The sequence below is a fragment of the Glutamicibacter endophyticus genome, from assembly GCF_048457885.1.
Classification (GTDB): Bacteria; Actinomycetota; Actinomycetes; order Actinomycetales; family Micrococcaceae; genus Glutamicibacter; species Glutamicibacter endophyticus.
Genome location: NZ_CP174200.1, coordinates 1142696 through 1159030 on the forward strand (window position 1 = coordinate 1142696; position 16335 = coordinate 1159030).

General features: G+C 59.9%; 16 protein-coding genes. 14 read left to right on the forward strand and 2 right to left on the reverse strand.

Annotated elements, in window-relative coordinates:
* The first annotated feature begins 121 nt into the window (after positions 1 to 121).
* From miaB to dapF, 3 genes are read left to right on the forward strand one after another with little or no spacing between them, the layout of a single operon-like run.
* Positions 122 to 1630: a tRNA (N6-isopentenyl adenosine(37)-C2)-methylthiotransferase MiaB gene (gene miaB, locus ACJD00_RS05425; protein ID WP_418909313.1), complete on the forward strand. Its 1509-nt coding sequence runs from the start codon at positions 122 to 124 to the stop codon at positions 1628 to 1630.
* A gap of 4 nt (positions 1631 to 1634) precedes the next feature.
* Complete coding sequence (miaA, locus tag ACJD00_RS05430) at positions 1635 to 2561, forward strand: tRNA (adenosine(37)-N6)-dimethylallyltransferase MiaA (protein WP_418908822.1); 927 nt, start codon at positions 1635 to 1637, stop codon at positions 2559 to 2561.
* Positions 2561 to 3493, forward strand: a complete 933-nt coding sequence (dapF, locus tag ACJD00_RS05435; protein ID WP_418908823.1) for a diaminopimelate epimerase — start codon at positions 2561 to 2563, stop codon at positions 3491 to 3493. The genes miaA and dapF overlap by 1 nt, the downstream gene beginning before the upstream one ends.
* Positions 3494 to 3503: 10 nt before the next feature.
* On the opposite strand, the gene ACJD00_RS05440 is transcribed toward dapF, so the two are convergent.
* Complete coding sequence (locus ACJD00_RS05440; protein ID WP_418908824.1) at positions 3504 to 4115, reverse strand: class I SAM-dependent methyltransferase; 612 nt, start codon at positions 4113 to 4115, stop codon at positions 3504 to 3506.
* Positions 4116 to 4542: 427 nt separating this feature from the next.
* Between ACJD00_RS05440 and hflX the strand changes: the two genes are divergently transcribed.
* From hflX to ACJD00_RS05455, 3 genes are read left to right on the forward strand one after another with little or no spacing between them, the layout of a single operon-like run.
* Positions 4543 to 6114 carry a GTPase HflX gene (hflX, locus tag ACJD00_RS05445; RefSeq protein WP_309408041.1) on the forward strand — a complete coding sequence of 524 codons (1572 nt, stop codon included), beginning with the start codon at positions 4543 to 4545 and terminating at the stop codon, positions 6112 to 6114.
* The gene (locus ACJD00_RS05450) at positions 6107 to 8098 is read left to right on the forward strand and encodes an ATP-dependent DNA helicase (RefSeq protein WP_418908825.1); all 1992 of its coding nucleotides are present in this window, start codon (positions 6107 to 6109) and stop codon (positions 8096 to 8098) included. The genes hflX and ACJD00_RS05450 overlap by 8 nt, the downstream gene beginning before the upstream one ends.
* 18 nt (positions 8099 to 8116) lie before the next feature.
* Entirely contained in the window at positions 8117 to 9151 is a 1035-nt protein-coding gene (locus ACJD00_RS05455) for a glycoside hydrolase family 76 protein (RefSeq protein ID WP_418908826.1), read from the forward strand.
* Here ACJD00_RS05455 and lexA read toward each other — a convergent pair.
* Complete coding sequence (lexA, locus tag ACJD00_RS05460) at positions 9148 to 9864, reverse strand: transcriptional repressor LexA (RefSeq protein WP_418908827.1); 717 nt, start codon at positions 9862 to 9864, stop codon at positions 9148 to 9150. The two genes, ACJD00_RS05455 and lexA, sit on opposite strands and share 4 nt — an antisense overlap.
* A 261-nt stretch (positions 9865 to 10125) precedes the next feature.
* Here lexA and ACJD00_RS05465 point away from each other — a divergent pair, with 261 nt between their 5' ends.
* From ACJD00_RS05465 to ACJD00_RS05500, 8 genes are all read left to right on the forward strand, one after another.
* Positions 10126 to 10476 (forward strand): LysM peptidoglycan-binding domain-containing protein, encoded by a 351-nt coding sequence (locus ACJD00_RS05465; protein ID WP_418908828.1) that lies wholly within the window; start codon positions 10126 to 10128, stop codon positions 10474 to 10476.
* A 76-nt stretch (positions 10477 to 10552) separates the two neighbouring features.
* Complete coding sequence (locus ACJD00_RS05470) at positions 10553 to 11659, forward strand: histidinol-phosphate transaminase (RefSeq protein WP_418908829.1); 1107 nt, start codon at positions 10553 to 10555, stop codon at positions 11657 to 11659.
* Positions 11660 to 11686: 27 nt separating this feature from the next.
* Positions 11687 to 12307 (forward strand): imidazoleglycerol-phosphate dehydratase HisB, encoded by a 621-nt coding sequence (hisB, locus tag ACJD00_RS05475; protein ID WP_418908830.1) that lies wholly within the window; start codon positions 11687 to 11689, stop codon positions 12305 to 12307.
* Between the two features lie 2 nt (positions 12308 to 12309).
* Positions 12310 to 12945: an imidazole glycerol phosphate synthase subunit HisH gene (gene hisH / locus ACJD00_RS05480; protein ID WP_418908831.1), complete on the forward strand. Its 636-nt coding sequence runs from the start codon at positions 12310 to 12312 to the stop codon at positions 12943 to 12945.
* A gap of 1 nt (position 12946) precedes the next feature.
* Positions 12947 to 13096, forward strand: coding sequence for a hypothetical protein (locus ACJD00_RS05485; RefSeq protein WP_309408025.1), 150 nt, complete (start codon positions 12947 to 12949; stop codon positions 13094 to 13096).
* A gap of 23 nt (positions 13097 to 13119) precedes the next feature.
* Positions 13120 to 13857: a bifunctional 1-(5-phosphoribosyl)-5-((5-phosphoribosylamino)methylideneamino)imidazole-4-carboxamide isomerase/phosphoribosylanthranilate isomerase PriA gene (gene priA, locus ACJD00_RS05490; RefSeq protein ID WP_418908832.1), complete on the forward strand. Its 738-nt coding sequence runs from the start codon at positions 13120 to 13122 to the stop codon at positions 13855 to 13857.
* Between the two features lie 159 nt (positions 13858 to 14016).
* The gene (locus ACJD00_RS05495) at positions 14017 to 14898 is read left to right on the forward strand and encodes an SseB family protein (protein WP_418908833.1); all 882 of its coding nucleotides are present in this window, start codon (positions 14017 to 14019) and stop codon (positions 14896 to 14898) included.
* Positions 14899 to 14921: 23 nt separating this feature from the next.
* Positions 14922 to 16256: an MFS transporter gene (locus tag ACJD00_RS05500; protein ID WP_418908834.1), complete on the forward strand. Its 1335-nt coding sequence runs from the start codon at positions 14922 to 14924 to the stop codon at positions 16254 to 16256.
* Positions 16257 to 16335: the final 79 nt, after the last annotated feature.

Genomic DNA, 16335 nt, shown 5'->3' on the forward strand with positions numbered 1-16335 from the left:
CTGGGCTAACCAGCCTTAGTTTCTTGGCCGCTGGGTAATGTGCTCATTTCGGCCAAGCCAAGGCTAAGATGTTGGGCCTTGGAAAATTCGCTACCATTTATAGGTGACTGAGCGCGAACCGATGACCCTGATCGACGACGAAAACCTTCCGCAGACCTACGAGGTGCGGACCTTCGGCTGTCAGATGAACGTGCACGACTCCGAACGCCTTTCCGGATTGCTGGAAGACGCCGGCCTGAGCCGCAAAGACGATGCGGATACCGAGGTGGCCGACGTCGTGGTGTTCAACACCTGCGCCGTACGTGAAAACGCAGACAACAAGCTCTACGGAAACCTAGGGCAGTTGGCGCCGCTGAAGCGTGAACGTCCGAACATGCAGATTGCTGTCGGCGGTTGCCTCGCGCAAAAGGACCGCGACACCATCTTGAAGAAGGCCCCATGGGTAGACGTGGTCTTTGGTACGCACAACATCGGCTCACTCCCGACGCTTCTGTCGCGCTCCCGGCACAACAAGCAGGCAGAGCTGGAGATTCTCGAGTCTCTTGACGTCTTTCCCTCCACGCTACCGACCCGACGCGAGTCCGTATACGCCGGGTGGGTGTCCATTTCTGTGGGCTGCAACAATACTTGTACTTTCTGCATCGTTCCCTCGCTGCGCGGTAAGGAACGAGACCGCCGCCCGGGCGAAATCCTCGCTGAAATTCAAGCGCTGGTCGAGGACGGCGCCATCGAGGTGACATTGCTGGGGCAGAACGTGAACTCCTATGGAGTCGAATTCGGTGATCGTCTCGCCTTCGGCAAGCTCCTGCGCGCATGCGGTGAAATCGAAGGGCTAGAACGTGTGCGCTTTACTAGTCCGCACCCGGCGGCCTTTACCGACGACGTCATCGAAGCCATGGCCGAAACCCCGAATGTCATGCCGCAGCTGCATATGCCCCTGCAGTCAGGCTCGGACAAGGTGCTCAAGGACATGCGCCGTTCGTACCGTTCGAAGAAATTCCTCGGCATTCTGGACAAGGTGCGCGAACGTATCCCACACGCGGCCATCACAACCGACATTATCGTCGGATTCCCCGGAGAAACCGAAGAAGACTTCCAAGCTACTCTCGACGTGGTCGAGGCGTCGCGTTTCTCGTCGGCATTTACCTTCCAGTACTCGCAGCGTCCGGGTACTCCGGCCGCAACCATGGACGATCAACTGCCGAAGGCCGTGGTACAGGAACGTTATGAACGACTCACTGCACTGCAGGACCGGATTGCAAAGGAAGAGAACGCTAAGCAGGTAGGACGCACCGTTGAAGTCATGGTCACGGAGCAAGCTGGCCGTAAGGCTGAGGAAACTCATCGGCTCTCCGGCCGTGCGCAAGACCAGCGCCTCGTGCACTTCTCGGTGCCAGAGGGGGCCGAGGTCCCACGCCCAGGTGATCTGGTGACCGTACCGATCACAGAGGCAGCGGCATTCCACCTGATCTCGGATCCGACTAAGGATCAGTATTCGGTGCGCCGATCCCGTGCGGGCGATGCTTGGGACCGTGCACAGGCCGATTCTTGTGGCGTTCCGACGACAGGGACCGGCGGCGGCAAGGGTAAAACTAGCCTAGGTATGCCGACCTTGATGGTGCGTAAATAACGCGATGACTTCCTCGCTTCCGATCCTTGCGATCGTGGGTCCTACCGGAACAGGGAAGTCGGATTTGGCGATCGCGCTTGCTCAGGAGCTGGGCGGCGAAATCGTCAATGCCGATGCATTGCAGTTCTATCGTGGCATGGACATTGGAACTGCCAAGCTGGCCCCGAACGAACGCGGTGGGATCGACCACCACCTGCTGGACATCATGGATATTCGAGAAGAAGCGTCTGTGGCCCAGTTTCAAGCGCAGGCCCGCGAACGATTCGAGGTCATCCGCGCCCACGGTAAGGTACCAATTCTGGTGGGTGGATCTGGATTGTACGTTCGTGCTGCATTGGACGTGATTGACTTTCCGCCGACGAACCCAGAGGTCCGCAACCAGATCGAGGCGCAAATGGCTGCTGCGGGGGAGAGCGACTTACGGCGCGAACTGACAGAGGTCGATCCAATATCCGCAGCGCGGAACTTGGATGTTCGACGTGTTATTCGAGCGCTAGAGGTCTACCGCATTTCGGGACGCGCCTTCAGCTCGTACATGCCAGACCGAGAGTACATGCAGCCGACCATACAATTGGGGCTGAACTTTGAGCGGGCGGCATTGCACGAACGTCTAGCCTCTCGCGTCAAGCGGATGGACGGTATGGGACTCGCCGAGGAAGTCGCTGGCCTGCTCGAACGAGGTCTACGTGAAGGTAAGACGGCGTCACGTGCTATCGGATATCAGCAGTACACTGATTATCTTGATGGCAAGATCGACAGGGCTCAAGCCATTGAGCAAACTGTCGTGGCCACCAGAAAGTTTGCGCGGCGACAAATCACCTGGTTCACCGCAGACCCACGAGTGACATGGTTTGATCCGACCCGGGCGGGAATGCTCGGCGATGTCCTCGCACATATCGACAACACCCACAGCCAACCTGAGGCGGAGTAATGACAATCAGTGCACTGAACGAATTGGAGGGCCTGTCCTTTGCCAAGGGGCATGCCACCGGCAACGACTTTGTGCTGATCTCTGACCCGCAGGGCAACCATGACCTTAATGCTCAGCAGGTGGCGGCATTGTGCCATCGCCGATTCGGCCTCGGCGGAGACGGGCTCATCCGCGCCGTGCCGACCTCGATGGTCTCTGGATACGAAAGCCAGGTGGCGGAGAATCCGGAGGCCCAGTGGTTCATGGACTACCGCAATTCCGACGGTTCGATAGCTGAAATGTGCGGCAACGGTGTGCGCGCCTTCGTTCATTTCCTCGTGGCCGAGGGGCTGGTGGATCTCGAGGTCGGTCAAACATTGAGCATCGGTAGCCGAGCCGGCGTCAAGAAGGTGCAACGTACAGCTAACGGCTACGCGGCAAATCTGGGGCCTTGGGGGCTGATTCATGAAGACAAGGCAACCGCTGAATCGGTAGATTCACTGGTTTTGGCTTCTGGATGGAATCAGCACCGTCCGGCTCTCAGCATTACGATGGGCAACCCCCACACCGTGGTTGCGCTCTCAGACCCGCAGGAGCTCGAGGCGCTGGATCTTTTTCATGTGCCGGAAGTGGAGCCTGTGCCCGTGAACGGGACGAACGTCGAGTTTGTCGTTCCCGCGGAACCATTGCTAAGCAACGGGGTGGCCACGGTGCGTATGCGCGTGCATGAGCGCGGCGTGGGTGAAACGCTGTCGTGCGGTACCGGAGCCTGCGCTGCCGCGGCTGCCATGCGGTATTGGGCGCGCAGCCAAGCCACCATTGACCATTGGATCGTGCAGATCCCCGGTGGGGAAGTGGGCGTCGACTTCGTGCCCGTTGCCTCCGGGCGTGAGGAAGTGGTGCTTTCTGGTCCGGCCATGTTGGTGGCCCGTGGGGTATTGGGCTCCGACTAACTGAGATCGGCTAGTCGTCTGACGGCCGATTCACTTGCAGGATGCGGAAGCCCTTGGAAGTTGCCGCACGTGTCACGCTCCAGTGATTTGGTAGCTGTTCGGCCAACCACTTTTGCAGCGAGTCACTTCCAAGGTTCTTCTGCACGACGAGTAGGGCCTCCCCACCCGGGGCAAGCCGCGGCAGCCAACGTAGGAGCAACTCATGTAGGGCTTCTTTACCGATACGAATCGGAGGGTTGGACCAGATAGTGTCGAATTCGAGGTCCTCGGCAATGTCATCCGGCGTACCTACCTGAACGCGGTCAAGGTTCAACGCCTTGGCATTGCGCCGCGCCAAATCAATAGAGCGCTCATTGACATCTACGGCAAAGACCTCGCTGTCGGGGGCGAGCAGTGCCGCAGTAAGCGTAATGGGTCCCCAGCCACAACCGATATCCAATACGCGTCCACGTGGTGGAGCCACATATTCCAGCAATACCGCAGTACCTTTGTCGAGACCACCGGGGGAAAAGATCCCTGGGGCAGTCATCACTTCGCGTTCGGCGCCGGCGAGGGTGACGCGTAGCGTCCGTCGTTCATCGTTTGAAGCCGGCGACGCGCTGAAATAGTGATCCGAGGTCATGATGGAAGATTATCGGTTGGCACGGTGGTGGCCAAACATAGTGAGCCACACAATATAGATCGACGGCGACTCAAGTGATAGAGTTTTCTCTATGACTCTGATCTACAGCTAATTAAGCCGCCGATAACGGTAGCCGCTCCGCCAGTTTTTGGTGCACCTCTCTTTGGTGCGCGCTGGTACTTGATGAGTGCGCGTGGACAGAGTCATTAGCTATAGGTCGTCACCGAACGTGGCACCTAGGCATCTTGTGTACTTGGACACTGCACCCCTTCCGGCAGCCGTTGGCATATCTCTGCAACTCCTCACCATTGTGCTGAACAACCGGAGGCTCATAACCATGACCGAACATCTCGATGCCACAACTGCCACCTCGCAAAATCAGGGGCAAGCACACTATTCTGTAAAGCGACAAACTTCTAAGGGGACCATGACTAACTCTCAGTCGCACGATCACGAATCCGCGCCGATGGATGACGCGCAGATTCAGGCGGCCATTGATCGTATTCTTGCCGCCGATAGCGCCGATGCGCCGCAGGTGCACCACTTCGGGCAAGACGAATCGAAAGATGTGCTCGGCGGTCGTGCCACTGCGCTGAACCGATTCTCGGTATCGCGCTCGACCTTCGACGGCGAACAGGACGACCTTGCCGATCGCCATGCTCTGCGACGCGTGGCCGGATTGTCCACCGAACTCGAAGACGTGACCGAGGTCGAATACCGCCAGCTACGCCTGGAACGGGTTGTTCTGGCGGGGATCTGGACCGAAGGGTCGGTTCAAGAAGCGGAAAATTCCCTACGCGAATTGGCCGCGCTGGCTGAGACCGCGGGCTCCGAGGTGCTCGACGGAATCGTGCAACGTCGAAGCAAGCCCGATCCCAGTACTTTCTTGGGCTCCGGCAAGGCTGCCGAACTGCGCGACATTGTCGCCTCTACCGGGGCAGATACCGTGATTGTCGACTCCGAGCTGGCACCCTCGCAGCGCCGCGCACTCGAAGACATCGTCAAGGTGAAGGTCATCGACCGGACCGGACTGATTCTTGATATCTTCGCGCAACATGCCAAGAGCCGCGAAGGTAAAGCGCAGGTCGAACTTGCGCAGCTTGAGTACCTTTTGCCGCGCCTGCGTGGTTGGGGCGATTCCATGTCTCGGCAGGCCGGTGGCCGTGTCGGTGCTGCGGGTGGCGGCATCGGTTCACGCGGTCCTGGTGAAACCAAGATTGAACTTGATCGTCGTCGCATTCGTGACCGCATGGCGAAGCTGCGGCGTGAAATCAAGGCGATGAAGCCCGCACGTGAAGCCAAGCGCGCAAGCCGTAAACGTAATGAAGTGCCGGCCGTCTCTATCGCCGGTTACACCAACGCGGGCAAATCTTCCTTGCTCAACCGCCTGACGAACGCTGGGGTCCTGGTTGAAAACGCGCTGTTTGCGACCCTGGATCCCACTGTGCGCCAGGCCCAAACCGCCGACGGGATGGGCTATACGCTCGCCGACACGGTGGGCTTCGTCTCCAACCTGCCGACTCAGTTGGTCGAAGCATTCCGTTCAACGCTCGAGGAAATCGGCGACTCGGATCTGATCCTGCACGTGGTGGATGCCTCGCACCCGGACCCCGAAGCGCAGATCCGTGCCGTACGCACCGTGCTTTCCGAGATTGACGCGTTGAATATCCCGGAAATCATCGTGCTGAACAAGGCTGACGTCGCCGATCCGTTTGTGATCGAACGGGTACGCAATCGCGAATCGAATTCGATTGCGGTTTCGGCCCACACTGGCGAAGGCATTGATGCGCTTCTCGAGTTGATTAGTGCCTCGATTCCGCGGCCCAGTGTGCAGCTTGAAGTCCTGATCCCCTATGACCGTGGTGATTTGGTCTCGAAACTGCACCGCGACCAGTCGGAAATTTTGGAAAGCGAGCATCGTGAAGACGGCACTCGCATGATCGTCAAGGTTCGCGAATCCCTCGCGGCGGAATTGGAGCCGTACAACCTTCATGGATAAGCAAGAGCAGGCCCTTGGGCTGCTGCAAGCCGCCGTGGAATCCATGGGTGGGCAGGTTCGCCCCGGTCAGCAGGAGATGGTCAAACACGTCGTTGAGGCGTTGGACGAAGAACGTCATCTGCTGGTGCAGGCGGGTACCGGAACGGGTAAGTCGATGGGCTACCTGATTCCGGCGCTGGCTTATGCACAAACCTCGCCAAAACCCGTGATCGTCTCCACCGCCACGTTGGCGTTGCAGTCTCAGATCGTCGGACGTGATGTGCCGCGTCTGCTCGAATCGCTCAAGGGCAAGCTCTCGCGCCCCATGGATGTGTCCTTGCTCAAGGGACGCTCGAACTATTTGTGCCAATATAAGCTCGGCGGCGGCTACCCGGATGAAGACGAGGGCGCGCTGTTTTCCATGGATGAGAAACCCGCGGCCTCTGGCACGGTGTACTCGCCGCTGGCTAATGAAGTCATGAAACTTCGTGAATGGGCCGAACGCACGGAAACCGGGGATCGCGATGAGTTGGTTCCCGGGGTCAGCGATAAGGCCTGGCGGCAGGTCTCCGTCTCCGCCATGGAGTGCCTAGGATCGCAAAAATGCCCGATGGCAGACGAATGTTTCTCGGAAATGGCGCGCGCCCGTGCTTCGGAAGCGGATGTGGTGATTACCAACCACGCCCTGCTCGCCGTCTCGGCCTTCGAGGGGCTGAACGTGCTTCCGGATTTCGACGTGGCCATCATTGATGAGGCACATGAGCTTCAGGACCGCGTGACTTCTTCGGTCGCTGGCGCGCTTTCTGCTCGCATGGTGCTGACCGCCGCTGGCGGGGCGAAGCGTCACTGCGCGGTGAACGTCGATGAACTCACCAAGGCGGCCCACAAACTTGAAAAGTCGTTGACTGGCATCCCCACCGGCCTGATGGATAAGGGATTGCCGGAGGAGATGGGCATCGCGCTGAACGACATCGTCGAGCAGTCCCGCTTGGTTCTCGCCTTGACTAAACCCGAGGCTAACGCCCCGGCCGACGGCGGGCGACAGACGGCTCGTTCCCAGCTGCAGGCCATTATGGATGATGCGATTCGCATGTTGGAGACCGAAGAGCGACGCGAAGTGCTCTATACGACCCGTCCCCGTGAGTTCGTGGATGGTCGCGGCTACGTAGAATCTGACCCGGGCACCCCGGCCACCCTCAATGTCGCGCCGTTGTCGGTGGCTGGCAAGCTCCGTGAAGGGTTGTTCGACGGACGCACCGTGGTTTTGACGAGCGCCACCCTAGCCATTGGTGCGCAGTTCGATTCCGTTGCCGGATCATTGGGGTTGATGGGTGCCGGTGCCCCGAGCTGGGAGGGCGTGGACGTCGGCAGTCCTTTCGATTATCCCAAACAGGGCATTCTCTACGTGGCGAAACACCTGCCCAAGCCTGGTCGCCAGCTCTCGGCCGAAACCCTCGACGAGATCGAGGACCTCATCGCCGCCTCGGGCGGTGGGGCATTGGTGCTCTTTACTTCTAAACGGTCCGCCGAGGAAGCAGCCGAGATCCTACGCCCTCGTTTGGACACTGAGATCCTCTGCCAGGGTGAAGGCAGCATGAAGTCGCTCGTGGAGCAATTTGCCGCCGACCGCGATAGTTGCCTGTTCGGCACGATGACTCTCTGGCAGGGCGTCGACGTCCCGGGCGACTCCTGTCGACTGGTGATTATCGACAAGATTCCTTTCCCACGCCCCGACGACCCCATCTCCAAGGCGCGTACCGAGGATATTGCCCGGCATGGCGGGAATGGGTTCATGCAAGTCTCGGCCACCCACGCGGCCATTCGTCTCGCACAGGGTGCCGGACGTTTGATCCGTTCGGTTAACGACAAGGGTGTTGTGGCAGTGCTCGACTCCCGTATGGCCACCGCACGCTACGGAACCTTCCTGAAGGGCTCGTTACCGCCGATGTGGCCTACCGTCGATAAGAAGACGATCCTCGGTGTGCTGAAGCGCCTCAAGCCCTAGAGAAACGGTGAGGTTCCAGTGGAGTCCTTTCGATCACTTGCCGCCGGCGCGGCCCGCGATACACACGCGCGCTTTGGACGTCACCTCGCCGGACTACCCGGTACATTCATTGGACGAAGCCACGATAGGCAAGACGATACCCGGCACATTCGCGACTTAGGGCCCTGGAACTACTGGTGGCAGGCGCACTATTTGGATGCGATCGTTGACGATGCCGAGCTGTGGCTTGCATCAGGGGAGCGGCTCCGGGCGATGCAGGAAATCCGGCGGGCTAAGGCGTTGCTACGCGGAATCTTCTTGCGTAATCTCGGCAAATTCCCGAATGCCTTCTACGACGACATGGCGTGGCTTGCGTTGGCGGCGCGTCGTCTGGAACGCCTCACCGCAGCTCTTCCGGGGCAACGGGCCCCGTTGGCTTCCCTGGCGGTCCATCAGCTGGGTCGGGTTCTAGCAGCGGCCGGAGATGACCGTTTGGGTGGCGGAATTTACTGGAATCGCTCAAGAGACTTCAAAAATACGCCGGCCAACGGCCCGGCCGCGCTTTTGTTTGTTCGTACCGGACGCTATACGGCGGCCCGCGCGCTGATGCAGTGGCTCAATGAGCATCTGTTCGACACGGCTCGCGGCCTCTACTTCGATGGTCTGCGTCTGAAGGATGACGCCGTAGATCTCGAACCGGCTATTTACACCTACAACCAGGGCACAACTCTGGCCACGCTGTGTGCCTTGGGTATGCCCGAGGATCTGACGCGTGCGGCCGACTTGATTCACGCGATTCGTCGTGAATTGGCTGACGAGCACGGCTCCTTGCCGATCTCGGCGGCCGGCGACGGTGCACTATTTACCGGCATCCTGTGCCGCTACTTGGCACTGTCCGCAGGTGACCGGCGACTTCCCTCCGAGGTGCGCGATAAGGCGGCGCAGATGGTGCGCAGCACCGCGCAAACGCTGGTGGAACGGCAGGAGATTGAACTATCTGCGGTCGTGCAGCGCTGGATGATTTTCAACGCCGCGTGCCGGTTGAGCCCGGCGACCTCGATACCGAACGCCTAGAGCGAGCGCATCACCGAAACAACGCGGCCCATAATGGCGGCACTGTCGCCCAGAATTGGCTCGTAACGGGAATTCTGCGGCAACAGCCACGTATGCCCATCGCGCTGCCGGAAGGTTTTGACCGTTGCTTCCTCGTCGAGCAACGCCGCCACAATGTCACCGTTTTCGGCGGTCTGCTGCCGACGCACGACAACCCAGTCGCCATCGCAGATGGCAGCATCAACCATTGAATCGCCCGAGACTCGCAACATAAAGAGTTCGCCATGACCGACCAACTGCCGAGGGAGCGAGAAGACGTCTTCTACGGTCTGCTCGGCCAGGATCGGGCCACCGGCGGCGATACGCCCTACTAGCGGAACCATCGTGGTATCAGCCGAGGTACTGAGCTCGATGACTTTGGACTCTTCTGCCGGGCTGGGTTCCTCGGCTGCCGGTGCAGGTGCCGATCCATCTTCGCTTAGCTGCAATGGAAGGAGGATCTCCATGGCTCGCGGACGACGCGGATCACGTCTGATGTAGCCCAACTTTTCCAACTGCCCCAGCTGATGCGTCACGCTTGAGAGGCTTGCCAGTCCGACCGAGTCGCCAATCTCACGCATTGATGGCGGGTAGCCATTCTTCCCGATAGCGCGCTGAATTGTTTCGAGAATCTTCTTCTGACGAATAGTCAGGGATCGAGCGTTGGATCGCGGAGTGCGTTGCGATGCTGACATGAGTTTCTGCCTTCCCTAAGCCTTCTGATCCCGCCGGTGAAAGACAAACTGTCGGGGCCGAATGCTGTGATGTTTCCATTGCTCGATTACTTCGAAATCTTAGTAGAAGATGACTCCTCTTTCAAAGATTTGTTCGAAGGTGTCTGGACAACGTCGATCGAGCGGTGTTAGAACAGATGTACTACTTCCGAATACATGTTCGAACTAGTTGTTCGAATTCGAACTCGGATCACTCGTAGCCACACATGAGGAGAAAACATCATGGGTACTCTTGCGTTGGACGCCACCACCAAGGCCGCTCCCTTGAAGATCAAGATCAATCGTCGCGGTTGGGCCGTGCTGGTAGGAATCCCCGTATTTGCGCTGACCGTCGCCGCGGCTTTCTCCGTGGCCATGTTCTTCAATTCCGCACAGGCCAGTTCCGCCGCGCCGCAAGGGCAAGAGTTCGTTGAAGTGACCGTGATTCCTGGAGACACGCTGTGGGATCTGGCTCGTGAACACGCCGGAGAGCACGATATCTACTCCGCTATGCAGTACATCAGTGAGATCAACTCCATCGAGTACGGCGCGATTCAGGCGGGCGACACCCTGCAGATCCCGGTTCTCGACTAGCCTGTTGAAGTGCGGTTTATTACCTAGTAGCGACCTCGATTGAAGCGGGAGGTCACTACGCGACTAGAATTAAACCGTGAATGACCGCAGTGAACTTTTGAGTCAGCTGCCCTTACGCGAGAATCTCCGAGGGCTTTCTCCCTATGGCGCGCCACAGATCGACGTGCCCATTCAGCTGAACGTCAACGAGAACACCCATCCATTGCCCGAGGCAGTAGTTCGGGCCATTAGCGATGAGGTAGTGGCAGCGGCAACCACACTGAACCGATATCCAGACCGGGAATTTACCGAACTCCGCGAACGTCTCGCCGACTATCTGGGTCACGAGTTAGCCGCCGACAATATCTGGGCGGCCAATGGGTCCAACGAGATCCTTCAGCAGATTCTGCAAGCATTCGGTGGTCCAGGACGTAGCGTAATGAGCTTCGTTCCGACCTATTCGATGTATCCGCTGCTTGCCAGTGGCACCGACACCACCTTCATCGCCGGGACCCGTGATGAAGATTTCGAACTAACCGCCGCATCGGCAGCAGCCCAGGTGCGCGAGCACCGACCCAATATTGTCATCCTTTGCTCGCCGAATAATCCAACCGGTACGGCGTTGGGGCTAGATGTCATCGAGGCCGTATATGAGGCGTGCTCCGAAACCAACGCCATCGTCGTTGTCGACGAAGCCTATGCCGAGTTCTCCTTGGCTGGAACGCGTTCGGCGCTGACCCTGCTTGCCGATCGCCAACGGCTGATCGTAACGCGTACCATGTCGAAGGCTTTCGCCCTTGCTGGTGCTCGACTGGGCTATCTTGCGGCCGCGCCCGAGGTCACCGATGCCATCCGTCTGGTACGTCTGCCGTACCACCTTTCCGCGGTCACCCAAGCTACTGCCATTGCTGCGCTGAAGAACGTGGATCTACTTTTGGCGGAAGTCGAAGCCATCAAGGTGCAGCGTGACCGGATCGTGGAACGACTCAAAGAACTTGGGCTCAAGCCATCGGTGAGCGATTCGAATTTTGTGTTTTTCGGCGGGCTCGACGATCCAGAGGCCATCTGGCAGGGACTTCTGGAAGCAGGCATTATCGTGCGAAACAACGGGATCCCCGGAACTTTGCGCGTGACGGCCGGTACCGAAGCCGAGACGACGGCCTTCCTCGACCGACTGGCCGAGCTGTTGGACGCAGCGAACTAGCGAGAACGAACTACCGCAAAGGAAATAATGACTGCCGAACTGATTGGCGCACGTCGGGCACGCATGGAACGCGTGACTAGTGAATCCTCCGTGTTTGTGGAACTGGACCTCGATGGGACCGGCACCAGCGAGATCTCCACCAGCGTTCCGTTCTATGACCATATGCTCACCGCGCTGTCCAAGCACTCGCTGATCGACCTGACAGTCCGCGCGACCGGGGACACGCATATCGACGTGCACCACACCGTCGAGGACGTTGCGATCACCATCGGCGAAGTTTTGCGCGTGGCCTTAGACAACAAGGCCGGTATCCGTCGCTTCGGTACCGCCTATGCGCCCTTGGACGAGGCGCTGGCACGTGCCGTTGTAGATGTCTCCGGGCGCCCTTACCTCGTCCACGGGGGCGAGCCGGCCGGTCAGGAGTACCACCTCATCGGCGGGCACTTCACTGGTTCCATGACGCGCCATGCCTTTGAAGCGATTACCTTCCACGCCCAGATTTGCGCGCATATCGAGGTACTTTCAGGTCGCGACCCGCACCATATTGTCGAGGCACAGTTCAAGGCCTTTGCCCGGGCGCTACGCGAGGCAACTGAACCCGATGCCCGCATGGGTGACCAAATCCCGTCGACGAAGGGTGCACTGTAAGCATGACTGCAAAGAAGGTCGTCGTACTCGAGTACGGTTCTGGCAACGTTCGCTCCGCGGTCCGTGCATTGGAGGCCGCCGGGGCCGACGTCGAACTAACCGCTGACCCGAAGGCGATTCAGGACGCCGACGGTGTGGTGGTGCCCGGGGTGGGAGCCTTTGCCGCCGTGATGGACGCACTGAAGGCCAGCGGGTCATGGCGTTGGATCGGTCGGCGCATTGCCGGCGGTAAGCCGGTACTTGGCATCTGCGTGGGACACCAGGTGTTCTTCGAACGGGGCGTCGAGCATGGGGTGAAAACCGAGGGCCTCGGTGAATGGCCTGGCGTGGTCGAGCGTCTGAAGGCCGATGTCATCCCGCACATGGGCTGGAACACCGTGAAGGCTGCCGAAGGGAGCAACCTTTTCAAGGGCATCGAAAACGAGCGTTTCTATTTCGTTCACTCCTATGCGGTGCTGGACTGGGCGTTTGACGTAACGCAGCCGGCGATGACTCCGCCGAAGGTGACCTGGTCAAACCACGGGAGCGATTTCGTGGCCGCGGTAGAAAACGGCCCGCTCTCGGCTGTGCAGTTTCACCCGGAGAAGTCCGGAGAGGCCGGCCAGAAGCTACTGCGCAACTGGTTGGCGAGCCTCTAATATGTGGTCCGTAGTACTTCTCGGACTCGCCGGATTCCTCGGCGGTGGAGCGCTATCGCTACGTAAGCAGAGCGCACATATTTCTTGGCAGATTGCCCTTTGGGTGCTGGCCGTGACCGCAGTTGTCGCCGCCTGGGCCCTGACGTACTAAGAACTTCAAGGAGAAGACAAGCAATGAGCGAGCTACCCATTCTTGAGCTGTTGCCCGCCGTAGACATCGCCGGGGGACAGGCGGTGCGTCTGGTGCAGGGTGAAGCCGGCTCCGAAACCGGCTACGGCGACCCACTCGAGGCCGCATTAGCTTGGCAGAACGACGGGGCACAGTGGCTGCATCTGGTGGACTTGGATGCCGCTTTCGACCGAGGGCATAACACCCAGATCGTGCAGCGTATTGCCGAAGAGCTGAAGATCAACGTCGAACTATCCGGCGGCATCCGCGACGATGCCTCGCTGGAGCGCGCCCTGGATTTTGGGGCTACCCGCGTCAATCTGGGTACCGCAGCGTTGGAAAACCCGGAATGGACCGCCCGCGCCATCGAGCGCTTCGGTGACAAGATCGCCGTGGGGATGGACGTGCGCGGCACGACCTTGGCCGGACGTGGCTGGACCAAAGAAGGCGGAGACCTCTGGGAGGTGCTGGCGCGTTTGGAGGATGCCGGATGCGCGCGGTACGTAGTCACCGACGTGACCAAGGACGGCACCCTGCGCGGACCGAACGTCGAGCTGTTGCGTGAACTCTGCGCCAAGACCGATAAGCCTATCGTCGCCTCCGGCGGTATTTCCTCGCTGGAAGATCTGCGCGTGCTACGCGAACTCGTTCCTGCCGGTGTTGAAGGCGCGATTATGGGTAAGGCCCTCTATTCGGGGCAGTTCACCTTGCCCCAGGCGCTCGACGTCGCCGGACGACCTTAGCCTCAGAGGGGAATTCCCCAGCATTTCGGCTCAGGCCGGCAGCGCATGACAGGTGCGCTGTCGGCCTGAGCCGTTCTTAGGACCGTGCGTGGCGCAGCGCACTATGAGTTCAGCCGCAAGGACAACCTCGCCGCTTGCCCCGACCGATAGCATGGAGCCATGAGCAGTCACAACCCAGAGCAAACCCCGCAGCGCCACCTGCCCGGACATATCGCGGCGGCCCTGGCCAGAGCCGGTGAACCGAGCGATTCTGCGGGACAAAGCTGGGAAGGTCGAGACCTCAGCGGCGAGGGAAACCCGCTGCACAATTTCGATCAGGATGACGGACTCGCGAACCCGGACGTGGTGGCCGCAATACAGGCGCTTCGTGCCGGAACCGGTGATGAAGCGGGCGTGCATGCGGCGCTGGCCAACGCACGCGTATTTGTTGCCGTGGTGGCTCAGCTCGGCGAGGAAGCGATGACCGAACACGGATTCGCGTCCGATAAGGAAGCCGATATGGCGCTGGTGAAAATCAAGGCGCCCGACGGACGTATGGCACTGCCGATCTTTACCACGGTGGACGATCTGCAGGCATGGCACCCGCAGGCGCGTCCGGTCGCAGTTTACGCACCTCGGGCGGCGCTCTCCGCGGTCAGCGAGGAAGCTCAGCTCTTGGTGATGAACCCCGGTAGTGAATTCACGTTCGTGCTGCGCCGTCCGGGTGTGTGGACGCTGGCGAAACAGGTGCCCTGGGTGCCAAGTTATCGCGACGAATCCCTGGCGGAGGTCATCGGCCAGGTGGTTGCCGAGCATCAGACGATTGATTCGGTACGCCTGGGCCCAGGCCGAGGTGTGGCCAGCCGCGACCGTGATGGCGCGGTTGTCGGCGGCGGGGGAGTTGGCCCCGAACTGAACGTACAACTGGTTTTCCGACATGGAACACCGAAGGAACTGGCCGAAGCTACGGCCCGCCAGATCCATACGGAACTTGCTCAAGATGTTCACTTCGCCGAAGCAGTGGACTCGATGGAACTGAGTTTGATGAGCACGGCACACTAAGAAAGGACAAAGATAGTGTGGGCATGAAACGGTACTGGCAGATCCTAAGCCAGCCTAAGATCGCGACCCTACTAGTTATCGGAATGGTCGCTCGCCTACCTCATTCCGCGCTCAGCATGCTGCTGTTGCTGCATCTGGTGCTCAACCTCGATCAAGACTGGACGACCGCAGGTCTCGCCACCGCGCTGATGACCATCGGTATTGCGATCGGTGCTCCGTGGCGTGGTAGCCGGGTAGATACCTGGGGCTTACGCAGAGCCCTCTTGCCCTCGGTCATTGTCGAAACCGCAGTGTGGTGCACCGTGCCACATGTGTCGCTGCCCTTCGTTTATCTCCTAGCCTTCATCGGCGGCCTGTTCGCGCTGCCGGTTTTCTCTGTGGTCCGTACCGCCTTGGGCATTATGACCACCGGTGAAACGCGCCGTTCGGCCTTTGCCCTAGATGCGATGGCTACCGAACTGGTATTCATCGTCGGACCAGCATCCGCCGGACTGATCGCCACCCAGATCAGTACGACCATCGGCCTGAGCGTGATCGGCATCAGCACCTCGCTGGCCGGGCTCGGTCTCATGTGGCTCAACCCGCCCACCCGGAGCGAGAGCACAGAAGGTGAAACTACGGCCAGTGCCCACGAGGAACGCCTCGGCGCCGAGGCGAGCCTGCTAGCCTCGGCTCCGGCCGGTGTGCACGAAGTGGAAGGCGAACTGATTTTCGCCGGTGCGAAGTCCACCAAGGCACGGATCAAGGCGCGCGGACGGGCCTTTAAGAGCCGCTTTAGCTGGATGAGTGCCACCGTGCTGGCCGTCTTTATTGCCGCCGGCGGGGCCGGGGCGTTGCTGACCGGAACCGAAGTGGGGATCGTGGCCGATCTGGAACACCGCGGTGTTCCCGCAGATCTCGGGATCGTCTTCTTCTTCTGGTGTGCTGCCTCGCTGGTCGGTGGGTTGTTCTACGGCATGATTGAACGGCAGATCTCCCCACTGTTCCTCCTTTTGGCCATGGGCGTGCTGACCATCCCGATGTACTTCGCCACCGATACCTGGTCACTGGCGCTGCTGTCGATTGCCCCCGGCTTGCTCTGTGCACCGACCCTTTCGGCAGCCTCCGAGTGGCTTACCGACCTTGTGGCCGAAAAGCGACGCGGTGAGGCGATGGGTTGGTACGGCACGGCGATGACCACCGGCACCGCCTTGGGTTCGCCGCTGACCGGTGCCATGGTCGATGGCTACGGGTCCGGACCGGCCTTCGCTGGCATCGGCATTCTCGCGGTGTTCGTCGTGCTCGTGGCCCTTGTCGCACAGCAGATTAGGCGGCGCATTCGGGGGCGTCGACGTTCGGCGTTGAATCAAGTCCACTAGGTTGCTTATGGCGCCATAACTTACCGGCTGGGTCGCTTTGGCGGCCCAGCCCTCCTACTTAAGTACAATGGCGCGGCCG